The 18,173-nt window shown below is 44.8% G+C and carries 15 protein-coding genes and 1 pseudogene; 7 read left to right on the top strand and 9 right to left on the bottom strand.

What is annotated here, in order from left to right:
• Window positions 1–14: 14 nt before the first annotated feature.
• The 4 genes from atpE to AB4558_RS11740 all read right to left on the bottom strand — a co-directional run bounded on the left by atpE (window position 15) and on the right by AB4558_RS11740 (window position 3,074).
• A complete protein-coding gene (gene atpE / locus AB4558_RS11755; RefSeq protein WP_004730405.1) occupies window positions 15–251 on the bottom strand; it encodes a F0F1 ATP synthase subunit C in 237 nt (78 codons plus the stop codon).
• Window positions 252–298: 47 nt separating this feature from the next.
• A complete protein-coding gene (atpB, locus tag AB4558_RS11750) occupies window positions 299–1,069 on the bottom strand; it encodes a F0F1 ATP synthase subunit A (RefSeq protein WP_017060838.1) in 771 nt (256 codons plus the stop codon).
• Window position 1,070: 1 nt separating this feature from the next.
• Window positions 1,071–1,472, bottom strand: coding sequence for a hypothetical protein (locus AB4558_RS11745; RefSeq protein ID WP_017060837.1), 402 nt, complete (start codon window positions 1,470–1,472; stop codon window positions 1,071–1,073).
• Window positions 1,473–2,189: 717 nt separating this feature from the next.
• The gene (locus AB4558_RS11740) at window positions 2,190–3,074 is read right to left on the bottom strand and encodes a LysR family transcriptional regulator (protein WP_017071346.1); all 885 of its coding nucleotides are present in this window, start codon (window positions 3,072–3,074) and stop codon (window positions 2,190–2,192) included.
• A 157-nt stretch (window positions 3,075–3,231) separates the two neighbouring features.
• On the opposite strand from AB4558_RS11740, the gene AB4558_RS11735 reads away from it, so the two are divergent.
• From AB4558_RS11735 to AB4558_RS11705, 7 genes and pseudogenes are all read left to right on the top strand, one after another.
• The gene (locus AB4558_RS11735) at window positions 3,232–3,630 is read left to right on the top strand and encodes a RidA family protein (RefSeq protein WP_017060835.1); all 399 of its coding nucleotides are present in this window, start codon (window positions 3,232–3,234) and stop codon (window positions 3,628–3,630) included.
• A 187-nt stretch (window positions 3,631–3,817) separates the two neighbouring features.
• Window positions 3,818–5,278 carry an aldehyde dehydrogenase family protein gene (locus AB4558_RS11730; RefSeq protein WP_372158823.1) on the top strand — a complete coding sequence of 487 codons (1,461 nt, stop codon included), beginning with the start codon at window positions 3,818–3,820 and terminating at the stop codon, window positions 5,276–5,278.
• A 206-nt stretch (window positions 5,279–5,484) separates the two neighbouring features.
• Complete coding sequence (locus AB4558_RS11725; protein WP_372158822.1) at window positions 5,485–6,480, top strand: membrane dipeptidase; 996 nt, start codon at window positions 5,485–5,487, stop codon at window positions 6,478–6,480.
• A 230-nt stretch (window positions 6,481–6,710) separates the two neighbouring features.
• On the top strand, window positions 6,711–8,318 hold the full coding sequence (locus AB4558_RS11720; RefSeq protein WP_372073224.1) for a BCCT family transporter: 1,608 nt from the start codon (window positions 6,711–6,713) through the stop codon (window positions 8,316–8,318).
• Window positions 8,319–8,581: 263 nt separating this feature from the next.
• Window positions 8,582–10,394, top strand: a pseudogene (locus tag AB4558_RS11715) (hypothetical protein).
• Complete coding sequence (locus AB4558_RS11710; protein ID WP_017064722.1) at window positions 10,391–11,128, top strand: DUF3726 domain-containing protein; 738 nt, start codon at window positions 10,391–10,393, stop codon at window positions 11,126–11,128. Before AB4558_RS11715 ends, AB4558_RS11710 begins: the two are co-directional and overlap by 4 nt.
• A 396-nt stretch (window positions 11,129–11,524) precedes the next feature.
• Complete coding sequence (locus AB4558_RS11705; RefSeq protein WP_017064721.1) at window positions 11,525–12,817, top strand: alpha/beta fold hydrolase; 1,293 nt, start codon at window positions 11,525–11,527, stop codon at window positions 12,815–12,817.
• A gap of 171 nt (window positions 12,818–12,988) precedes the next feature.
• Here AB4558_RS11705 and AB4558_RS11700 read toward each other — a convergent pair whose 3' ends face one another.
• From AB4558_RS11700 to ccoN, 5 genes are all read right to left on the bottom strand, one after another.
• Entirely contained in the window at window positions 12,989–13,171 is a 183-nt protein-coding gene (locus AB4558_RS11700) for a hypothetical protein (protein WP_004730424.1), read from the bottom strand.
• 282 nt (window positions 13,172–13,453) lie between these two features.
• Window positions 13,454–13,681, bottom strand: coding sequence for a PAS factor family protein (locus AB4558_RS11695; RefSeq protein ID WP_004730426.1), 228 nt, complete (start codon window positions 13,679–13,681; stop codon window positions 13,454–13,456).
• 266 nt (window positions 13,682–13,947) lie between these two features.
• Complete coding sequence (locus AB4558_RS11690; protein ID WP_372158821.1) at window positions 13,948–16,104, bottom strand: c-type cytochrome; 2,157 nt, start codon at window positions 16,102–16,104, stop codon at window positions 13,948–13,950.
• Entirely contained in the window at window positions 16,101–16,715 is a 615-nt protein-coding gene (locus AB4558_RS11685) for a cbb3-type cytochrome c oxidase subunit II (RefSeq protein ID WP_017098968.1), read from the bottom strand. The genes AB4558_RS11690 and AB4558_RS11685 overlap by 4 nt, the downstream gene beginning before the upstream one ends.
• The gene (gene ccoN / locus AB4558_RS11680; RefSeq protein WP_372158820.1) at window positions 16,716–18,140 is read right to left on the bottom strand and encodes a cytochrome-c oxidase, cbb3-type subunit I; all 1,425 of its coding nucleotides are present in this window, start codon (window positions 18,138–18,140) and stop codon (window positions 16,716–16,718) included.
• Window positions 18,141–18,173: the final 33 nt, after the last annotated feature.

The following is an 18,173-nucleotide window of genomic DNA, read 5'->3' as shown; positions in this document are numbered from 1 at the left end:
TCAAAGCGGTTTGATTAAGCCACGGCGAAGATGATGTATAGACCGATACCAACACCGATCATCGGTACTGCATCCACAAGACCCATCATGATGAAGAATTGAGTACGAAGCATTGGAGTAAGGTCTGGTTGACGCGCAACACCTTCAAGGTATTTACCTGCTAAGTTACCAATACCAGATGCGGCACCTGCTGCACCTAAACCGATCAGTAATGCACCTGCTACATATAAAACTGCGCTTACGATATCCATTTGTATCTCCGATAAATAATTTTTTAGTTAAATTTTTTAGTTATTAATTAGTGGTGTTCTTCTGTTGCCATACCTAAATAAACAACGGTCAGTACCATAAATATAAATGCTTGCAAGAATACGATTAATATGTGGAATAGTGCCCAAGGAACACTCAGTGCCCATTGCATCCACCATGGCATTAATGCGATCAGAATAAATATCATCTCACCTGCATACATGTTTCCAAATAATCGTAAGCCTAGTGATATAGGTTTTGAAATTAATGTTATTAATTCAAGAACTAAGTTAACAGGGTATAAAAGAGGGTTATCAAATGGCTGCGTAGTAAGCTCTTTGATAAAGCCTTTCAATCCTTTATTTTTAAATGTATAAGTCAACAGTAAGATAAATACACCGAGTGCCATCGACATTGGAATATTTACGTCCGCCGTTGGTAGATCTCTAAAGTGTTCTAGACCCATTGCACGACTTAATGCTGGTATGAAATCTATTGGTAATAAATCGACCGCGTTCATTAACAACACCCAAACAAAAGTGGTTAATGCCAGTGGCCCTATTAATTTATCCTCCGCTTGAAAAATCTCTTTTACTAGGTTGTTTACAAAATCAAATATCAGTTCGATAAAACATTGAAATCGACCTGGAACACCGCTGGTGCCCTTAGTCACTACGTATCGAAAAGCTCCAATAAACAGTAAACCCGTAATCCAAGATACCAACATCGAGTCGATGTTGAACGCCCAGAAACCATCACCTGTAGTTAAGAAGGTTAAGTGATGCTCTATGTATTCGTGAGCGGTAGTGACTTGATCCATACTACACGTACTCCGATCTTGTAGAGGCAGTAATAAATGGTGTTAAGAAGTACCCAACCATAGTGAGAATATATGCGTACAATATTACTGGGTTATCCAATTTGAAAAACTGGAACGCCAAGATAAACATTAAGAACGTATAAGTTATTTTCACGACACGACTCATTTGCATTAAGTCACGTAAACTATAATTAGGATTCTTGCGCACCTTTAGGCTTGCATATATAAAACCAAACAGCGGAGGTAGCATCGCAATTCCGATACCCAAAGCCGACGATTCCATATCTACTTTATTACCAAAAAACACTTCATATAAAACTACACCGACGGCTAATACTACTTGGCAGAGAACAACTCTTTTAGCAGCAACAAGAATGTCACCACTTATCCCATTAAGCCTCATAATAAAACCTTATATTTAACAGTGTAAGCTCATATAAAACACAGTTTGAATATGTCTTGCTACTCGCATTTACTTGTTAATAAAACTTTGCTTGTTAACAAAGAGATAATCTTGCTGGTCTTATATCTCCTGACGAAATAGAACGATATAAACTAGTTCGCTCTCGTTTCGACAAAATATAAACTACGCCTAAAATTATGTGATCAAAACGACAAATATTGATATCAATAATTCCATTTTTGAAATGAATGTTTTTCATTTATGAAAGTAATAGTTCTATCACTTTATTCATGAATATTTAAGATGCTTTATCCTTGTGAAAAAGAGGGTCTTTTTAGAAGGGAGTAGCGAGCTAAATTTTCAACTTATGATCTTATCAATTAAGACTATTCAAACACTTAGGTTCATTTACAAGCTGAGTTGTGAAGTGTGATTTTGGTAGGGGTTAAGCTTGTTTGAGGCAATGATGGAAGATCTGGTTTTTCTGGTAAATTAAACGTACGTCGCTCCTTATCAATAAGCGAATATTTTTTATATTGTCGTCAGCTTGTCACTATTTGCGTGCGCGAGAGTGAAAATTCAGCGCCTAAATGTTGATGATATAGGAGTGAAATGGGGGACTGGGTGTGCGAGAAGCATGGTGCGGAGAAGAAACACCGAGTTTTGAGGAAGTAAATGGCAGCAGAGCGCTGCCTAATTTACTTAATCTAGGCTCTCTTATGACTCTTCATAACTGAGGTATTGAATACATAAGTCATGGAAAGCCTGTGCTTGTGGCGAGATCGTACGATCAGACAGTCTGAAAATGCCGATTTGTCGTTGCAAGGGTGGGTCAATTAGCGGAATCCACACCAAGCGGGTTTCATTGGTTGGGAAAGCCAGCTTAGGTAGCGTGGTCACGCCTATCCCGAGCTCTAACACCGAAAACAGCGAGGTAATGTTCTCGACAGAGTACAGGGCTTGTTCGCTGAGCATGCGCGCAGGTGTTGGGTCCAGTAGGGTGCAAGTCCCGTTACGAATGAAGGGCTGCTTTAACAAGGTTTGCCATTCGATTCCTTCCTGTTGAGAGGCGATAGGGTTATCTTTGAGGCACACCACACCGATAGGATCAGAAAGCAAAGGCGTGAAGTCGATGCTCTCTTCTTCTAAATGGGAGCTATTACCGAGGGCAACATCCACCTCGCCAGAGAGTAATCTTGCTTCTACCCCTGCCGCATTATCATCAATCAAACTCACTTCTACATTCGGGTACTGCTCACAAAATGCCCCTAAAACACTAGGGATGAGTTTTGCGGCCACAGAAGGCACGCTCGCTATTCGAACTCTTCCTTGTTGTCCTGCTGCCGCTGCGCGTAAGTCATTGTCTAATGCTTTGTAAACGTTCAGAAATTGAATGATCTTGGGCAAACATATTTCTCCAAAAGGCGTCAGTGTCGATTTGTTGCCTGTTTCAAACAGAGGTTGGCCGAGTATTTTTTCCAACTCTTTTATCGAAGTCGAAAGTGCCGCTTGCGATCGATTTGCACGGTGAGATGCCGCTCTAAATCCACCTTCTTCGACCACCAAAACGAAATGTTTTAACTGTTGTAGCTTAATACTCATGACTCCGATCCTTCTCTAGCCCTTGCTATACCTTACTTTTCGCAAGGTGATAGATTTTATTTATCAAATGCACAAAATTTACCGTTAGATTTATCAGGCGTCAAGGTGCAGTATTTAACCATCTTGAAACATAGTTGTTACAAAGTTGGATGAAATCGTGAACGCACAAACTAAAAAACACCCAGTAAAAACCTCTCTTTTTGCTTCAAAAGCACCACTAGAGTGGGCAATCGTTAATAACGGCACTCTATACACCGCGCAGATTCCAATTGATGAAACGGGCGCAGTAGTAGAAGGCGGTATCGAAGCGCAAACGCGTCAGACTTTTAACAACCTTGTTCATACGTTGGAGTGTGCAGGCGAATCTATGGATTCAGTGCTGCAAGTTCTAATTTACGTGACAGACCGTGAATATCTAAAAACGGTAAACAGCGTATATGGAGAATACTTCAACGCACCTTATCCAAATCGTGCAGCAGTCGTTGTTGCAGGGCTAGCTAGAGAAGAGATGTTGGTTGAGTTCGTGGTTTATGCATCGGCGTCTCAACCTGAATAAATGGACTGTGAACTGAGGCAATTTGCCAATCAAAGCTGTTTGTCTACGCAGATCTTTACTGATACAAGCGAATAGTTTTACGTTTAGATACAAAATTAATACTTATTCTCTATATAAATTAACGATTTATTAATTAATCCGATGGTTGCCAGACTCAACCGCAACCTAACGTTACAAGGACAGAATGATGACTCACTTACAGAATGTTCAAGCAGAAAACGCACTTTACATTGGCGGCGAATGGCAAGCGGGTGTAAGCACCGTAGCGAACATTAACCCATCAGATATTTCTGAAAATATTGGCAACTTTGCACAAGCAAGTGCTGAACAAGTTCAACAAGCGATTTCAGCGGCGAAACACGCTCAACCAGAGTGGGAAAAAACGCCGATTGAACGCAAGCAAACGGTGCTTCAAGCGATTGGTGATGAGCTGATTGCCCGTTGTGATGAGCTGGGCACTTTGCTATCTCGTGAAGAAGGTAAGCCTTTTGCTGAAGGTCGCGGTGAGATTTACCGTGCAGGTCAGTTCTTCCAATACTTTGCGGCTGAAGTGCTTCGCCAAATTGGTGACAACGCAGATTCTGTACGCCCGGGTGTTTCTGTTGAAGTGACTCGCGAAGCGGTGGGCGTTATCGGCATTATCTCTCCTTGGAACTTCCCGACAGCAACAGCAGCTTGGAAAATTGCTCCAGCATTGGCTTTCGGTAACAGCGTTATTTGGAAACCAGCAAACCTAACACCAGCAAGTGCGGTCGCGCTTACAGAGATCATCCACCGCCAAGGTATCCCTGCAGGTACGTTTAACCTTGTACTGGGTAGCGGTTCAACAGTAGGTGATGCACTGATCAACTCTAAAGAAGTGAACGGTGTGAGCTTTACCGGTTCTGTTGATACGGGTCGTAAAGTGGCAGCGGCTACAGCGCCAAACTTCGTTCGATGCCAACTAGAAATGGGCAGTAAAAACGCACTTGTTATTGCTGACGATGCTGATATCCAAACTGCGGTTGATGCAACGATTGCAGGTTCTTTCTCTGGCGCAGGCCAAAAATGTACCGCGTCTTCTCGCCTTGTGGTTATGGATGGCATTCACGACCAATACGTTGAAGCACTGATCAAGCGTATGAGCGAGCTTAAAGTGGGTCACGCACTAGAAGACGGCGTGTTCATGGGCCCTGTTGTTGACGGCAACCAACTTGAAGCAAACCTAGGTTGGGTTGAGAAAGCACGTCAAAGCGGCGGTGAGCTGGCATTTGGTGGCGAACGCTTGAGTATGAAGCACGAAGGTTTCTACATGTCTCCAACGCTGTTCTTGAACACTAAGAACGATTGGGAAGTGAACCAAGAAGAAGTGTTCGCACCAATGGCAAGTGTGATTCGTGTCGCTGACCTAGAAGAAGCGATTGCGACAACCAACGACACTCGCTTCGGTCTAACAGGCGGCATCATTACTCAGAGCCTACGTACTAGCGCAATGTTCAAGCAACAAGCGCAGACCGGTTGTGTGATGGTCAACCTACCAACAGCAGGCACGGATTACCACGTACCGTTTGGTGGTCGTAAAGAGTCTAGCTTCGGTCCTCGTGAGCAAGGTCAATACGCGAAAGAGTTCTACACAGTGGTTAAGACGGCTTACCAACGTCCTTACTAATCCACTTTCTAAATAAGAATTGGATAGCTGAATTAACTTCCTAGCTATCCAGCTATCGAATTGGCCTGATTCACAGAGTCAGGCCAACATTCAAACCAAAGCAGCAAACGAGCTTAGACAAGTGATTTAACCCATTTTTGAAAACATGTTATTTGAGCGTGTTTTCAAAACCGAGCTAGAACACTGAGCTTTCAATAGGAGTGGTTATGTACCAGCAACGGATTGTTATAGATGGATTGCAATACTGCAATTGGAACAGAGAATATTTCCAAACACTAAAGGCGAGCGGCATTACAGCAGTTCACGCTACCGCGGTTTACCACGAGACGGCTCGTGAAACCTTATCTCGCTTTGCAGAATGGAATTTAAGATTCGAGCAGAACGCAGACCTTATCATGCCGATTCACTCAATGGCTGATGTCGAGACTGCAAAAGCGACTGGCAAAGTCGGCATTTTCCTTGGTGCTCAAAACTGTTCTCCAATCGACGATGAGATCGGTCTTATCGAAGTGATGCGTAAGCAAGGTCTTTTGATCATGCAACTGACGTACAACAACCAGAGCTTATTGGCGACGGGTTGCTACGAGAAGAACGACACAGGTATTACTCGCTTTGGTAAACAAGCCATCGAAGAGATGAACCGAGTGGGCATGATCATAGATATGTCTCACAGTGGCGAGCGCTCAACACTTGAAGCTATCGACTTGTCTTCTCGTCCTATTTGTATCAGCCATGCGAACCCGACGTTTGCTCATGATGCACTACGAAATAAATCAAACGATGTAATTAAAGCTCTAACCGCACGCGGCGGCTTAATCGGATTCAGCTTGTACCCATTCCACCTACCAAACGGCAGCCAATGTACCTTGGAAGATTTCTGCCAGATGGTTGCGACTACGGCTGACATGGTCGGCGTAGAGCACCTCGGTATTGGCAGTGACCTATGCTTAAACCAACCTCAAGCCGTTCTTGAATGGATGAGAAATGGTCGTTGGTCTAAAGCAATGGACTACGGCGAAGGCTCTGCGAACAACTCAGGTTGGCCAGATGCGTTGCCTTGGTTCTGTGGTAGTGCGGGTATGGAAAACATATATAACGGATTGATGCGTCATGGTTTCAGCGAGTCTGAAGCTGGGCAAGTCTTGGGAGAAAACTGGTTTAACTTCTTGAAAGATGGCCTAGAGCCTCAAACCAAGGGTTAACGGTTTCTCGCGAGCCATCATCGAATTAGCAGCCTTCTAACAAACGTTCAATAAGCAAGTGCTGCTTAAACCAATTTCACTATTCAAAAGGAACAACGGTCTATTTCGCAACGCGGTAACCCAAACATGGATTAGCCTGCCCAACACAAAAAACAATAGGGCAGGTGTTAAATACACCCTTGTAGTCATCATTCAAATGACAGCTGCAAAGAAACCTCTGGAGTCAGAGTATGTCTGATTTAACCAATAGCGTGAAATCTTCAAGCTTAAATGCGGGTCAAGCACACACAACAATTAATGCAAAAAGCAACACAAACGAGTCTGAGTCTACGTCAGACAAATTAGGCCTATCCAACCCAGCACTTTGGTACAGCGGCGGTTTTATCGCTCTGTTCGTGGCACTTGCTCTATTTGATGGCGAGCTGTTATCAAGCCTAGTAAATACGGGCTTTGCATGGTCTGTAAAAGTATTCGGTCCTTACTGGCAAATGCTTCTTCTTCTGACTTTTCTTATTGGTCTTGGCCTGGCGGCAGGGCGAACAGGCAAGGTTATCCTAGGCGGCATCGCTAAACCTGAAATGGACGGCTTCCGTTGGATGGCGATCATCTTCTGTACGCTACTGGCAGGTGGCGGTGTATTTTGGGCAGCAGCAGAGCCTATCGCTCACTACGTTAGCCCACCACCATTGTACGGCGCACAAGAAAACGCACAGCAAGGCGCGGTGAATGCTTTATCGCAATCCTTCATGCACTGGGGTTTTCTAGCATGGGCCATTGTCGGTAGCTTAACGTCTATTGTGGTGATGCACCTTCACTACGACAAAGGCTTACCGCTTAAACCTCGTATTTTGCTTTACCCAGTTTTAGGCGAGCGAGCATTGAAAGGTCACACCGGCGCATTGATTGATGCATGTTGTATTGTCGCAGTAGCGGCGGGCACCATTGGTCCTATCGGCTTCTTAGGCTTGCAAGTGAGCTACGCACTGAACGCACTGTTTGATATTCCTGATGGCTTCACGACGCAGCTTATCATCATCCTGTTCGCTATCGTTCTATACACATTGTCGGCATTAAGTGGTCTTAACCGCGGAATGCAAATGCTAAGCCGTTACAACGTAATTTTAGCAATGTCATTGATGGTCTACATTCTGATCTTCGGCCCAACAAACTTCATTTTCAATGGCTACATCCAAGGTGTAGGCAGCATGATAGACAACTTCATCCCAATGGCAACATACCGTGGTGACGAAGGTTGGTTGAGCTGGTGGACAGTATTCTTCTGGGGTTGGTTCTTAGGTTACGGCCCAATGATGGCTATCTTCATCGCTCGTATTTCACGCGGTCGTAGTATTCGCCAATTGGTATCAACCATTAGCCTTATCGCACCGTTTGTAACTTGTTTCTGGTTCACAATTGTTGGCGGCTCTGGCCTTGCGTTTGAGATTGCAGATCCGGGCAGCGTAAGTAAGGCGTTCGAAGGCTTTAACTTACCAGGTGCGCTACTGGCGGTAACTCAGCAGCTACCAATGCCAATGCTTATCTCAATTCTGTTCTTGATCTTGACAACGATCTTCATCGTAACGACAGGTGACTCAATGACTTACACCATCAGTGTGGTGATCAGTGGTGAGACAGAGCCTAACGCAATTATTCGTACCTTCTGGGGTGTGATGATGGGGGTAACAGCGTTAATTCTGATTTCCCTAGGCTCTGGCGGTATTTCAGCGCTGCAATCCTTCATTGTTATCACCGCGGTACCGGTGTCCTTAATCTTGCTGCCATCACTTTGGAATGCGCCTCAAATCGCAATCAAGATGGCGAAAGATCAAGGCTTATAAAACATCAATGCCGGCATAAAGAAGAAAATGTAGAGATAAAGCTCTCTAAAAACTGAAGATAAACAAGGTGTGAGCCTTTGAAAGAAGGCTGATACAAGATTCCGGAAGGAAGATAAAAACCGTACTGGTGAAGATACACCGGGCGGCACGTATTTAGGTCAATCGATCTAGTCAGGACAAATAGTAAGTGGCGAGTTCGCTTGCCTCGATAATATCAATAACGATTAAAAACGTGAAAGCTAACCAACATACTGTCGCTATATATGCTTCAAAAGACAGCAACGATCGGTTCTGAATGGCTAGCAAAATCCTATAACTATTAAGGTGGTGAGCAAAATGGATGCACATCGTTCTACCTACACTGAATCAGCACTACGTGACGCAACGGTCGTCATGGCACCGGAAAGACTGGGTGCTATGCACCAAACACGCATCAGCTTCGTAAGAACTCTGATTCGTAAAATGGCGCAACAGCAATGGAAAGTGACTAAGCATGAGTGGCAACTAGACGCTCGAGGTTTTGGTCATGTTATCTATAAGCTAGAGACGCCAAATCATGTTTATCATTTGGTTGTTTTCTGCGATGAGATTGCAGACGACGAACGAAATGACCGTGTAATTGCTGAAAAGTGGGACGTAACGTTTGCTCTGGTTCTTGGTGATGTTGATGTCACCCTACTTGAGAGACTTCGTGCGAATGTACCGCTACAAGAAGCAGGCCGTAACCCTAACAATGTGCTTGTTTTAGCGCGTGCCAACAAAAGTGTACGAGTGTTTGAACATATTGTTAGTCACTTGGCTAAAGGTGTTCAACCAACACCAAAAGAGCTAGCGGAAGTTGGCTACATCCTACGAACCACAGCGGTTTATGGTAATGGTAAGTTTGGTATTGCTGACTTTAAAATCTTGGAAAAGAATCCAGATTTTAATCAATCGTTCAGTGCTCAAATGTGTGCTGTTTATATGCTGCGTGAGTTCAGCCTAGATTGGGTTCATTACCTAGCGGAGCAACAAGGCGGTGAACAAGCGATTACCTTGCACAGAGGCTTACAACGCTACCTAGGTGTGGGTAATGCCACAGGTTTAGGTATGGCGCCATATCTGATTAACCACCCAAGTATTGTCGATCAATGGATGACAACCCGTGAGCATGCATTAGCTGACGTGTTAGCTAATCACACGGATACGGCATTGATTGAGCCCCTACGTACATTAGTTAAAAAAGCGATTTGTCATTTAGAACAAGTTGTTACCATCAATGAAAATCAGCAAGAGTTGAACAAAACCGCTGTTGATGAGTTGAAACACGCAGAACAGTCACTAGAAGCTTCTGTAAACCATTGCGATACATGGGCGCAGTTAGTTGAACAATCTAAGCACATGAGTATGGAAGCCCAAGAAATCCTTATCTCATGCTTGATGGAATTGTACCCAGAATTAGTGGACGCCCATCAAGAGCATATGAATTGTAGCGAAACACTCTCGCTTCCTAGTGGCAAAAAGATCCAAGACCTTTTGGTTGTGTTAGAAGAAAAGTACCGTTGGGCAATCACCACCGACTTTACGAAAGCAGATAACAACTACTGGTTCTGGTATCGCTCTCAGGACAAAGAAGAGCCAAGGCTCGGTGTTCGAGGAGAAGAAATTGGTGAAGAGCGTGAGCTGCCATTAGATATTGGTCGTCAAGCTTACCGTCTGTACCATGCTTTATTGCAATTCGCGCCAGAGCTTTCATTGGCTGAATTCCTTGTTAAACAACCGCAACATCGTGCGATAGCACGTCGTGTGTGGACGTTAGGTAACAAAGCGATGGGCGACATTCAAATGAACGTGCTGCACCAAGACTCGCCACCAATGCATTTGCTGCGTTGTAAGCTAGCGATGTTTGGAGCGACTAAGTTTGATCCTCGCTCAGATCGTTGGGTTCGCGTGACCTTCTTCCAAGGCGCACCGCTGCTTGACGAAATTCATCAAGACGAGTGGGTGTTCCCAGTCTTACCAAGTGAAGCGGAGCTTGCTGGCTCTCATAACGTTCCTACACATATCAATGCTCAACATGGAGGTAAATCGCTATGATCGTTTCTCACAATGAATTGGTCGCGGCCGTTAATAAAGCCTTTCTGGGTATGCGTCGTACATGTGGTGAAGCCGATGTGATAGCGAACATGGTGGCAGATTTACAAATGGTTGGCTTGGATGGTGTTCGTCATTTTAACAATGCGAGCAACTTTATGGGGCTAGAAGACGATTGCCCTGTAGACATCCAAGTGACAAGCGACAACACAGTTGAAGTGGACCTGCACAAGGCGAGCTTAGCGTGTCATCTTCCTGTGGTGATGGATTACGCCATTGAAAAAATGGTCGGTAAAAAGACGCTGAAAATCGAGCTAAACAACTGCCATAACCGTTGGTTAGCGTACAGTGAGCTTGTAAAACTGGCAGCGAAAGGCATCGCATGTACCGCACGTTGGGATAATGGCTCAAATCCTAAGAGCACCTTGTATGTGCTTAACCGTGGTTGCGTTGCACCAGAACTGTTTTTATCAGATTTGCCTCTGGCATCGGACGATCATATCCACAATATGACCATCGAGCTTTCCGTCCAGGATTTCGATATCGAACGTTTGTCAGATGGCTACCAAACACACATTGAATCGGAAGCGCTTTTTAAAACTCAAGAGAAGGCGTGGAACGAGGGCATTGAAGTTGACGATGGAGAGTGGGGCGCGTTGAAAGAAACGGCGACGGCTATCCTTGTTGAAAACAGCCAACGTTCAATTCAAGGTGCAGGTGAGCTCGAGGCTTCTTAGCTTTGTTTTATAGAGCTATAAGTTACAGAAGCTCAGTTTATAGATCTTTGGCTTATAGAAACTAAACCTATAAAGCCTGAGCTTGTTCAACCTAAAAACCTCATTTACAACAGATAAAACCAAAGAGCTTAACGTATCCTCACCTCGTTAAGCTCTTTTTATTTGTGTCCCACTTTTGTTCTTCTTCTCAATAGATCACATCTTAAATTCTCTGTTTTGACACAAGTTGTTACGCGTATAAAGCTAATTTGGCGATTTAATGAAGTACCTTCACATTCAGGTTCAACAAACGGTTTCATTTACAAGCTAGTATGCGTATCTTGCTAACTACGGTGCCAAAGGGTGCCATTTTTATTCGTACCAATGACTTTAGAATCAGATAAAAAGGAATGAAGCGTGCAAGCTAACTTTATTGATGGAACCACCCTGTACCGTCAGCACTCTTTCGAGTTGCCACTTGATTATCAAGCCAAAGATGGACAACAGATCCAAGTCTTCGCACGTGAGCTGGTTGATCTCGCTAAAGATGAGCAAGAGCTGCCGTGGTTGATCTACTTTCAAGGCGGCCCAGGTTTTCCTTCTCCACGGGTGAGTGGTCAATCGGGTTGGCTAAAGCGTGCATTACAAAACTACCGTGTTCTGCTTCTAGACCAACGTGGTACTGGCAACAGCACGGTTATCAGCCATGAAACTTTGGCGCATTTGTCTCCAGAACAACAAGTCGAATACTTAACGCATTTCAGAGCGGATAACATCGTTCGTGACGCTGAAGCGATTCGTGAACAGTTTGGTATTAAGCAATGGTCGACGATTGGTCAAAGCTTTGGTGGCTTCTGTACACTGAGCTATTTGTCACTGTTCCCACAGAGCTTGCAGCGTTGTTATGTGACGGGCGGCATTCCTTCTATTGAACGAGAAGCTGACGATGTTTATCGTGCGACTTACAAGCGTGTAGAAGACAAAAACAGAGCTTTCTTTGCTCAGTTCCCACAAGCACAAGCTATGTGTCGCGAGATCTCTGATTACCTGCTCAACAACGATGTGAGACTGCCAAACGGTCAGGTGTTCACAGTTGAACAGTTCCAGCTAATAGGTATTAATCTTGGTGGCGGCGAAGCAAACCTTCCAATGTATTTCACACTGGAGAGTGCGTTTGTTGAAGTGAACGGTAACAGACAGCTGAGCTACAGCTTCCTAAATCAAATGCAGCAAGAGCAGGGTTACTTAACTAACCCAATTTACGCAATCTTGCATGAATCGATTTACTGTCAAGGTACAGCGTCTAACTGGTCTGCACATCGTGTTCGTGAGCAGTACCCACACTTCAACTACCAATCGGGCAGTGAGTTCTGGTTTACTGGTGAAATGGTGTACCCATGGATGTTCGACCAACTTGAAACGCTGAAGCCACTGCGTGAAGCCGCGAACATGTTGGCTGAAAAGTCGGACTGGGGCACTTTGTACAACGCAGAGCAGTTGAGCAAGAATACAGTGCCAATGGCGTGTGCCGTTTACGCCGATGACATGTACGTTGAGTTGGATTACAGCCGTGAAACATTGGCGAACATTCCTAACTCGAAAGCGTGGATCACCAATGAATATGAACACAATGGCTTGCGAGTAGACGGCGAAAGGATTGTCGATAAATTGATGACGATGGTTGAAGCGTTAGAAAATCTGCCAAAGTAATCAAGCTATTTGCACTAGAAACAAGATGCGTTAGAAGCTTTCTACTTTAGAAACTATCTACGTTAGAAATACGATACGCCAGAAACAAGAAAGCGCTGCACCCATGCAGCGTTTTTTTATGTCATCGAACTATTCGATTTAAGGAACTAGGAGGGGTAGCCCTTGAAGCCATTAAGGTTGGATGACGATATCTTGATTTTCAGTGGTCGATAAGCTGGCGCGGTTCTGTTCGATAAGCTGAGCCGCATAAGAGGGAGTTACAGCTTGAATTTCGCCTTTTGAACGAATCGTTAATGCTTCCCACGCATGATCACGGTATTTGCCTGTTTGTGTATATTCAATAAGTACTCTCATGATTCTTCCATCCGATGTGTGGTTAACGTGCTACTAACATTAGCGCCATTATTGTGGTTACACACCTGTTAAAAATGGAACATAAGATTAACCAAATGAGAATGCGTGTAACTTGAAAAACAGACCTAACTGCACTTATCTTCTTAACCGCGTTTATCGCAACTAACCGTATTTATCGCAACTAACAGCATTTATCGTAACCAACCTTACTTATCGTAAATAGCGTCCATAAAAAAACGCTGCACAATGGCAGCGTTAAAGTTGAGATAGGTTAAAGGTTGCTTAGCTGTTTTCTAAGCCAACAATCTTGCGTGCAGACATCACTGCACTATCCAAATCGGTCAATCTACCAGCACTTGCTGGACCAAGAACTGATGAATACAAAGCCAACTGCTTCTCAAATGATAAATCTAATTGGTTATATAGATTTTGGCGGATTTGAGCGTGTTGCTGTGGCTTTGCGCTCGATAGGCCTTCCAACGTATCGTAGATGAGTGTAGTTGTATCCATAACTGTCCTTAGTACATCTTTAGAAAATTTTGCATATTATGCACTTGGTGTCATCTTTGTTCTGCGAGATTGATCGCATTATGTGCAGCTCTGCTTAATTGTGTAATCAGTTAGTTACAATTGTGTTGTATGGCAAAGTATCGAAAACTTGGGTTTGGGCAAAAGAAAAGGAGACACAGTGGTCTCCTTTTGGCTTGTTAGCAAAGATAAAAGTTACGTGCTGTTCGCTGTTTATTGAGCCAATCGGCTACGCACAGCTACAGCGCCTATCGTATGTTAATGTTCTTATCTCGATTTTCGTACATTTCAGGTGTGGTGTGTAATCCACCTGCATAGCCTGCTGCTTCAAGTGTTTCTCTTACCTCTCGAACATGCTCAGCCGTGACCGGTTCATTTCTGTCGCCAAGGTTTAAACGCACAAACGTGATTAACTCAGCTAAGCGTTGATCCGACAGTACATCCTCAAAACTTGCCATTGGCATGAAATTTCTGTCTTTGTCGAGATAGGTGGGTTGCAAGCCGCGCACCGTTACCGCAATGGTATTGAATGGGTCGCTGTGCATGATAATACCGTTGTTCAACAGAGTAGGGGCGATTGGATCGCGACCTTTACCATCGTCACCATGACAGGCCCCACAGGTTTGACGATACGTGGTGTAGATTTCACTGGCATACGCAGCTTCATCAAACCCTTTAGGCTGTAACTGAACGGCATCACTGGCAATGGTGTTGTTGATGTCCCCACTGAGTAGGTAATAGGACATAGACTCAATATCTTCACGCGTCATCAAGCTTAGGCTGTTTTTCACTACATCAGCCATACCCGCAAAAGCAGTCCCTTTGTCTGAGTGACCTGTGTGTAAGAAATCGGTCAGTGTCGCTTCATCCCAACCATCAACATACAGTTCGTTGGCCGTGATATCGGGTGCATTCCAACCGTCAATCAAGTTACCTTGGAAAATACGTTCTGGTATCAGCGCTTGGGCAATGTTTCGTGGCGTATGGCACTCCGAACAGTGACCAAGTCCTGCGACCCAATATTTCCCTTGTTGCCATTTATCGACATCCTCAATTTCTCCTTTGAGCTCTTCTGGTACTTCATAATCAATAGGGTCTGTATCCATAAATACGATGTTCCAGCCAAGCAAACCTAAGCGAATATTGGATGGAAACATCATGCTGTTGTCATCATTGCGTCGTGGCACGGCGGTGATTGACTGCATGTATTCCCACAAATCGACCATGTCTTGGTCGGTGAGGTATTGATAAGAGGTGTAAGGCATTGCAGGGTACAGGTAACCATTCTTACCTTTACCTGCAACTAACGCGGCTCGGAAGTCATCAAAGTCATAAGTCCCAATACCTTCTGTTGTGTGGGGCGTAATATTGGTTGAATAGACGGTGCCAAAAGGTGTCACGAAAGGAAGCCCGCCAGCAAAGGGTTCGCCACCTTCTGCACTATGACACGCGACACAGTCACCGGCATAGGCGAGATATTCTCCACGTTCAACAGACTGAGCTTCTAGGTTCGCGAGTCGTTGTTGCTGCGCTGAGCCCGCATGTCTAATGTAAGCACCCAGTGCGAGTATCTCGTTTTCCGAAAGCTGTTTATCAAACGCAGGCATCAGGTTGTTCAAGCCTTTGTTGATAGTGTGCTGAATCTCTTCAATACTGCCGCCATGCAACCAAATATCATCGGAAAGATCAGGGACGCCGATCGCCGGATTCGCGATAGAACCATCGGCGTGACAAGACGAACAGTATTTTGCAAACAGCTCTTTGCCGACTTTGACTTTCACCTCTGGAACATCAGTATGGCGTTGGTTGAGTGAAGCTAAGTAGTAAGAAACCTTAGCCACTTCATCGGGGCGCATTATCTCGCTCCAACCCGGCATCGCGCCATTTCGCCCTTTGGCGATCGAATGAATGATCGCTTCATCACTACCACCATATAGCCATTCTTGGTCAATAAGGTTAGGGAAGTGTTTCTGACCTTGAGCGTTGTCACGATGACAAGCCGCGCAGTGAGTTTGGAACAAGATTTGTCCGCTGTTTACTATTTCGGGTATGCCAGACAATCCTTCGAGGGTGGTCTCCGTTGTTTGAGAGAATTGCTCGTTTAACGTTGTGCTGGGTGAGCTGAGTTTGTCGTCACTTTGCTTCCAATCGACTAACCCCTCCCATTCGCCAAGCCCGGGGTAGAGCACCAAATAGCCAGCAGACAATAGAAAGGCAATAGCATAGCTAATGAAGAGTAGTTTTGGCGGTGGCGCATCCTTTTCTTCAATGCCATCAAAAGTGCCAAGGGTGTGGTCTTGATCGGCTTGGTGATTGCTACGCCAATATTTAACGACAACAGACACCATAAGAACGAAAAAGATTAAGGTTAAAATTACCGCCCATAGATTCCAAAATGCACTCATTGTGATACCTCCTGTGACGTATCTTTACCAAGGCTTTGTAGATAGCGGATCAGAGCTTCACCTTTGGTTTTTCCTCTTACTTGTAATCGGGCGTCACCTATTTCTTGGTCAGTATAAGGAACGCCAAGTATGCGGAGGGTTTCCATTTTGTCGCTTATGTCATCGCCTGACAGAGTCTGTTCAAATAACCAAGGGTAGGCGGGCATGATCGATGTCGGTACGACTTTTCGAGGATCAATTAAGTGAATAGCATGCCACTGGTCAGAATATTTTCTTCCTAAGTTAGTGAGATCTGGCCCCGTACGCTTAGAACCCCACAAGTTAGGAAACTCATAGATATCGTCTGCTTCTTTGTTCGGACGACCATTACGTTTCACTTCTGGTTCTAGAGGGCGAACCATTTGTGTGTGACACACATGACAGCCTTCACTGATGTAGATGTCTCGCCCTGCTAACTCAAGAGGTGTGAGTGGCATCGCTAAGCTGCCTTTGGCAATGTCGTCTCCACGGACAATGCTTGGCACTACCCAAACCAACAGAGAGAAGGAAGCGACGACAACGGTGGTCAAAATTAAAATGACGATTGAATGTGTAAAGTCTTTACTCATCATTTAAGCCCCCTCATTAACGGCGTGTTTAGCGTTATGTACTACTGGCATACGAACGGTTTTAAATAAGTTAAATGCCATTAGGAATAAACCCAGAACAAACAGTGCACCACCAAAGAATCGTAAGAACAACCAAGGTGCTTTAAAGTCCATAGCCTCTACAAAACTGTATATCAGTTCGCCATTTTCATTTTGAGCGAGCCACATATAACCTTCACCGATACCTGCGACCCAAAGCGCAATCGCATAAATGGCGACGCCTGCATGAGCAAGCCAGAAGTGCCACTTAATTAATCGTCGTGACCAAAGTTCGGTTTGGCCCCATAAGCGTGGAATGAAGTAGTAAAAAACCGCTATCCCTGACATTCCCACCCATCCGAGTGCTGCGGAATGTACGTGGCCGATTATCCATTCGGTGTTGTGTGCCACCATGTTGAACCAGCGAATAGCAAGTAGCGGGCCTTCGAATGTTGCCAAGCAGTAGTAAAGAATTGCTGAGAAAAAGAATAAAAGAATGTAGTCGGACTTCAGCTTTTCTTTATTTTGTAGGAGGGTCATTGCGCTATTGAACGCGCCTGCCCAAGAAGGGAGCCACAGGATCAAAGACATAACGATGCCGATGTTCTGAATCCAGATGGGAACAGAAGAATAAACCAAATGGTGCGTTCCGGCCCACGTGTAAAAGCCGACCAAGCCCCAGAAATGGATCACAGACAAACGGTACGAGTAGATAGGTCGATCCGCCGCTTTGGGTATGAAATAGTAGTTCATACCAATCACACCAGCGGTCAGCAAGAAACCGACGGCATTATGTCCCCACCACCATTGAACAATCGCATCTTGAGCGCCTGCAAACACAGAGTAGGACTTCATCGCCAACACAGGCATCGCGAGGTTGTTCACGATGAAAATCATTGCAACGACGATAATGAATGCAGCAAAGAACCAGTTAGCCACAAAGATATGGCTGACCTTTCGTTTAGCAAGGGTGCCAAAGAACAACACCGCGTACAGCACCCAAACCAACACAATCATCAAGTCGATTGGCCATTCAAGCTCCGCATACTCTTTTGAGGTAGTGTGGCCTGCGGGTAAGGAAATGACCGCAAGTAACAGGATGAATTGCCAGCCCCAAAATACCATCCATGAAAGGCTTTTGTTGAACAAGTCACAATGGCCTGTTCGCTGGGCAATGTACAAAGACGTCCCCATCAAGATATTCACGACGAAGCCGTAAATTACTCCAGAGGTATGTAGCGGACGCAGTCGACCAAATTGGAAATACTGAGAATCAAAGTTTAAGACTGGCCAATATAATTGCGCGGCGAGAATCACGCCGATGATCATACCTACAATCGCCCACACTAAGGATGCAATGATGAAGTACTTCACGACCTTAATGCTGTATTGCGTTGTCACTTGTTCCATAACAAGGCTCCTTGCCTAGAGGTTTTGAATCGC

Source organism: Vibrio sp. 10N.222.51.C5 (genome assembly GCF_041474575.1).
Taxonomy (GTDB): Bacteria; Pseudomonadota; Gammaproteobacteria; order Enterobacterales; family Vibrionaceae; genus Vibrio; species Vibrio crassostreae_C.
This window is presented reverse-complemented; position numbering and strand designations above follow the sequence as displayed.

Excerpts from the sequence above, each read along its gene's own strand:
- atpE (WP_004730405.1), bottom strand. The coding sequence starts at position 251 with ATGGATATCGTAAGCGCAGTTTTATATGTAGCAGGTGCATTACTGATC.
- atpB (WP_017060838.1), bottom strand. The coding sequence starts at position 1,069 with ATGGATCAAGTCACTACCGCTCACGAATACATAGAGCATCACTTAACC.
- AB4558_RS11745 (WP_017060837.1), bottom strand. The coding sequence starts at position 1,472 with ATGAGGCTTAATGGGATAAGTGGTGACATTCTTGTTGCTGCTAAAAGA.
- AB4558_RS11740 (WP_017071346.1), bottom strand. The coding sequence starts at position 3,074 with ATGAGTATTAAGCTACAACAGTTAAAACATTTCGTTTTGGTGGTCGAA.
- AB4558_RS11730 (WP_372158823.1), top strand. The coding sequence starts at position 3,818 with ATGACTCACTTACAGAATGTTCAAGCAGAAAACGCACTTTACATTGGC.
- AB4558_RS11725 (WP_372158822.1), top strand. The coding sequence starts at position 5,485 with ATGTACCAGCAACGGATTGTTATAGATGGATTGCAATACTGCAATTGG.
- AB4558_RS11720 (WP_372073224.1), top strand. The coding sequence starts at position 6,711 with ATGTCTGATTTAACCAATAGCGTGAAATCTTCAAGCTTAAATGCGGGT.
- AB4558_RS11710 (WP_017064722.1), top strand. The coding sequence starts at position 10,391 with ATGATCGTTTCTCACAATGAATTGGTCGCGGCCGTTAATAAAGCCTTT.
- AB4558_RS11700 (WP_004730424.1), bottom strand. The coding sequence starts at position 13,171 with ATGAGAGTACTTATTGAATATACACAAACAGGCAAATACCGTGATCAT.
- AB4558_RS11695 (WP_004730426.1), bottom strand. The coding sequence starts at position 13,681 with ATGGATACAACTACACTCATCTACGATACGTTGGAAGGCCTATCGAGC.
- AB4558_RS11690 (WP_372158821.1), bottom strand. The coding sequence starts at position 16,104 with ATGAGTGCATTTTGGAATCTATGGGCGGTAATTTTAACCTTAATCTTT.
- AB4558_RS11685 (WP_017098968.1), bottom strand. The coding sequence starts at position 16,715 with ATGATGAGTAAAGACTTTACACATTCAATCGTCATTTTAATTTTGACC.
- ccoN (WP_372158820.1), bottom strand. The coding sequence starts at position 18,140 with ATGGAACAAGTGACAACGCAATACAGCATTAAGGTCGTGAAGTACTTC.